The 4,072-nt window shown below is 64.9% G+C and carries 5 protein-coding genes; 3 read left to right on the forward strand and 2 right to left on the reverse strand.

The genetic code is table 11. The annotated features are described in order from the left end of the window. Positions 1-201 precede the first annotated feature (201 nt). The 3 genes from J0I79_RS34090 to J0I79_RS34100 all read left to right on the forward strand — a co-directional run bounded on the left by J0I79_RS34090 (position 202) and on the right by J0I79_RS34100 (position 2,490). Positions 202-723 carry a gamma-glutamylcyclotransferase gene (locus J0I79_RS34090; protein WP_292870272.1) on the forward strand — a complete coding sequence of 174 codons (522 nt, stop codon included), beginning with the start codon at positions 202-204 and terminating at the stop codon, positions 721-723. Between the two features lie 120 nt (positions 724-843). Continuing rightward, on the forward strand, positions 844-1,791 hold the full coding sequence (locus tag J0I79_RS34095; protein ID WP_292870275.1) for an aldo/keto reductase: 948 nt from the start codon (positions 844-846) through the stop codon (positions 1,789-1,791). Between the two features lie 81 nt (positions 1,792-1,872). Continuing rightward, on the forward strand, positions 1,873-2,490 hold the full coding sequence (locus J0I79_RS34100) for a LysE family translocator (protein WP_292870278.1): 618 nt from the start codon (positions 1,873-1,875) through the stop codon (positions 2,488-2,490). 10 nt (positions 2,491-2,500) lie between these two features. Here J0I79_RS34100 and J0I79_RS34105 read toward each other — a convergent pair whose 3' ends face one another. Beyond that, entirely contained in the window at positions 2,501-3,289 is a 789-nt protein-coding gene (locus J0I79_RS34105) for a 1-acyl-sn-glycerol-3-phosphate acyltransferase (RefSeq protein WP_292870281.1), read from the reverse strand. A 116-nt stretch (positions 3,290-3,405) separates the two neighbouring features. Further along, positions 3,406-4,072 (reverse strand): LysR substrate-binding domain-containing protein (locus J0I79_RS34110; RefSeq protein ID WP_292870284.1); only part of this gene is annotated, 667 nt, incomplete at its 5' end.

The following is a 4,072-nucleotide window of genomic DNA, read 5'->3' on the forward strand; positions in this document are numbered from 1 at the left end:
CCACAGGGGGCGGCGATTGCGGGGGCGGCGTTCGTCACTTGACGTCATGCTTCGGCTCTCATTAACGCAGGGGTGTTGTGGCGGAGTCCCGATTCCGACAACACTAGGTAGACAAGGACAAATAGGTAGACGGAGACGGATGGAAAAAACACCGGTCTCCGATGCGGTGTTGCCATTCTTTTTGCAATCAGGCGCGGCGATATGGGCGATTTTTGGGTGTTCGGCTACGGCTCGCTGATCTGGCGGCCGGGTTTTGCACATATCGAGACCCGGCGCGCACGCCTGCACGGCTATCGCCGCGCGCTTTGTGTCTATTCCTTCGTGCATCGCGGTACGCGCCAGCGGCCGGGGCTGGTGCTGGGCCTCGACCATGGCGGTTCCTGCGTCGGCCTTGCCTTCCGTGTTCCGGGCGAACTGCGGGACGAGGTGATCGCCTATCTGCGCGAGCGCGAACTCGTCACATCAGTCTATCTGGAGCGGACGCTCAGGATCCGCCTGGACGGCGGCGGGACGGTCGATGCGGTGGCCTACATCGTCGACCGCAAGCACGAGCAATATGCCGGCGCGCTTGATGCCGTGCACGCGGCGGCGGTGGTGCGCGGCGCGGTCGGCCAGTCCGGCAACAACGAAGATTATGTGCTGAGCACGCTGGAGCACTTGCGGGCGCTTGGCATCCGCGACCATTGGCTGGAGGAGGTTGCGCAAGGAGTAGCGCCCTTGTGAAGCACTGGCTCTGCGGAAAAAGCCGCCAGGCCTTTGATCTCTGCGAGGCAAGACCTAGCTTAGGCTGCGAACCCCGCCAGCGGGCGGCATCCGCCCGACCCCAACTCACGGAGATCAGCCTTGCAAAAACGCCGCCTTGGTCGCACCGACCTTTCCATCGCGCCCCTGGTTCTGGGCGGAAATGTCTTCGGCTGGACCGCCGACGAGAAGACCTCCTTCGATCTTCTCGACCATTTCGTGGATGGCGGCCTCAATGCCATCGACACGGCGGATGCCTATTCGCGCTGGGTGCCGGGCAACAAGGGCGGCGAATCCGAAACCATCATCGGCAAGTGGATGAAGGCGCGGGGCAACCGTGACAAGGTGGTCGTGATCACCAAGGTCGGTTCCGATATGGGGCAGGGCCACAAAGACCTGTCCGCCGCCTATATCGAAAAGGCCGTCGAGGCATCGCTGAAGCGGCTGCAGACCGACGTGATCGACCTCTATCTGTCACACTGGCCGGATCCGTCCACGCCTTACGAAGAGACGCTCGGCGCGTATCAGAAGCTGCTCGCCAAGGGCAAGGTGCGCCACATCGGCTGCTCCAACCTCGACGCCGGCCAGCTGCGCGCGGCGCTCGACGTGGCGAGCCTGCGCGGCCTGCCGCGCTACGACGTGCTGCAGCCGGAATACAATCTCTATGATCGCTTCTCGTTCGATGGCCCGTTGCGCGATCTCTGCGTGGCGCAGGATATTGGCGTCATCACCTATTTCAGCCTGGCCAAGGGTTTTCTGAGCGGCAAATACCGCTCGCAAGCCGATCTCGGCCAAAGCGAGCGCGGCGAGGATATCGGCGACTATCTCAATCCGCGCGGCATGCGCATCCTGGCGGCGCTTGACGCCGTGTCGGCCAGGCATTCCGCCAAGCAGGCGGAAGTGGCGCTTGCCTGGGCGATCGCGCGGCCGGGCGTCACCGCTCCGATCGCCAGCGCCACCAAGCCGGGCCAGATGGACAGCCTGATCAAGGCGGCGTCGCTGAAACTGACCGCCGACGACATGGCCGAGCTCGACAAGGCGAGCGCCTAAAAACCCGCGCACGAACGTCCAAGACGTCCCTTGCTTCCTGTCCTACGGTTTCCGGTGGATGCCGCAGGACAGAGGGATGAAATGGGTCTTTCGCAGCCGGATTTGTGGCGTCAGCTGCTTGCGCTGCTGCTTGCCGCCACCGTGGTCATGGGCAGCCCGGGGCCGGCGACGATAAGCGTCACCGCGGTTGGCGCCGCCTTCGGCCTGCGCGATTCCCTGCGATACGCCTGCGGCATCGTGCTGGGCACTATCGCGGTGCTGCTGATCGTGGCAACCGGCGTCGTGGCGCTGCTTGCCTCGATGCCGAAACTGGCGCCGGTGCTGACGGTCGCGTCGGCGGCCTACATCCTCTATCTCGCCTTCAAGATCGCGACGGCTCCGCCATTGGCGGCGCGCGAGACCGACGCCGCGCGCCCGACAGGGTTGGCCGGATTCCTGCTCGCCGTCGCCAACCCGAAGGCCTATGTGGCCATCGCCGCCGTTTTTGCCGGCGCCTCTTTGGGCCAGGGCGGCGCCGGACTTGGCCTGTGGCTGAAGCTCGTGGTCCTCGCCGGGATGATCGTCGTCATCCATGCCGTATGGCTGCTGGCGGGTGCTGCGTTCGCCCGTTTCCTGCGCAGGCCGCTGGCTTCGCGCATCATCAATCTGGTCTTCGCCGCGACGCTCGTGCTGACCACCGCATTGGCCGCGTTCGGCTGATAGGGCGGCCTCAGGCCTTGGCGCCGAGTTCGCGCAAGCGTTTCACCGCCGTCGGCGGCAGGGCCGGCGGATTGGGCGCGCTTGCTGCCTCGACCAGGAACTGGTCACAGGCGGCTTCCGTGTCACCGATCAGGCGCGCCATGAATTCGTCCTTGCCCAGGCCAGGCGGGATCGGCGGCAGGAACCGCGCCTTGATGGTGCCGGGATAGCGCAGGAACTTGCGGCGCGGCCAATAGAGGCCGGCGACATGGGCGACCGGCACGACCGGGACGCCGAGCTGTGTATAGATTTCGACGATGCCGTATTTGTAGGCTGGCTCGTCGCCCGGCGCCCGGCGCGTGCCTTCGGGATAGATGATCAGCTGGCGCGGGTTGCGCGCCATCTCCTCGCGGGTCGCGGCGACCACCGCCTTCAGCGCCTTGGAGCGGCTGCCGCGGTCGACCGGGATCATGCGCATCTTCATGATGTACCAGCCGAAGAACGGGATCCAGGTCAACTCCCGCTTCAGGATGTAGAGCGGGTCCTTGAGGAAGGGGAAGAAGGCGATAGCGTCCCAGAACGACTGATGTTTGGGAGCCAGGATGAAGGAGCCTTCGGGCAGATTTTCCAGGCCTGATATCTCGTTCCCTGTGCCAGCGATCTTGTCGTAGAGCCACATCGACGTGCGCGACCAGAATTTCGGCACGAACCAGGCGCGGTGGCGCGGCGACAGGAAATAGTAGGGCGTCCAGAGGATCATCTGGACGATCAGATTGACATAGAAGACGAAGTTGAACGCCAGCGACCTGACATAGAGCATGGGGGAGGTCCGGTGAGGAATTGTGCGTTGGTTACACCAAGCACGGGCAAAAAGGAAATGGCCGAGCTGCCCTAGAGCCTACGAAAAGCCCCTGGGCCCCGCAGGCCGCCGGCGCGCTATCGCAACCGCGCCAGGCGGTCCCTTAGCCTCGGAGCCGCGAAATCGAGGAAGGCCCTGAGCTTGACCGGCAGCAGGCCCTGGCCCGCATGCACCAGATTGACCGGCCAGGGCTCCGGTTCGAATGCCGGCAGGAGGATGCAAAGCGCGCCGGATCGCAGCGCTGCCTCGATCTGATAGGACAAAACCCTTGTCGGACCGACGCCTGATATCGCGGCATCGATTGCCGCCTCGGCGGTGTTGACCTGAAGCCGCGAGCGGACCTGAAGCGCGGCTTCGCCATGGCCTTTGCGGAAACTCCAAGTCGAAAGGGCGCCCGATCCCTCGAAGGTGATGCAGCTGTGCGTCGCGAGATCCTCCGGGGTCTCTGGCGTGCCGTGCTCGGCGAGATAGTCGGGGCTGGCGCAGACAACTCGCCTGATGGCGCCGACGCGGATGGCGACGAGGCTGGAATCGGGAAGCGCGCCGATCCGCACGGCAAGGTCGATGTGGTCCTCGGCGAGCTGGGTTATGCGATCGGCCAGCGACAGGCGGATATCGACATCGGGATAGGCGGCGAGGAAAGCGGTAACGATCGGCAGCACATGCAGCCGGCCGAACACGACGGGCGCGGTGATGACCAGCTCGCCAGTCGGGGTGCTATACTCGCCCGCGGCGGTGCGCTCG

Source organism: Mesorhizobium sp. (assembly GCF_017306585.1).
GTDB lineage: Bacteria > Pseudomonadota > Alphaproteobacteria > Rhizobiales > Rhizobiaceae > Mesorhizobium.

Excerpts from the sequence above, each read along its gene's own strand:
- J0I79_RS34090 (WP_292870272.1), top strand. The coding sequence starts at position 202 with ATGGGCGATTTTTGGGTGTTCGGCTACGGCTCGCTGATCTGGCGGCCG.
- J0I79_RS34100 (WP_292870278.1), top strand. The coding sequence starts at position 1,873 with ATGGGTCTTTCGCAGCCGGATTTGTGGCGTCAGCTGCTTGCGCTGCTG.
- J0I79_RS34105 (WP_292870281.1), bottom strand. The coding sequence starts at position 3,289 with ATGCTCTATGTCAGGTCGCTGGCGTTCAACTTCGTCTTCTATGTCAAT.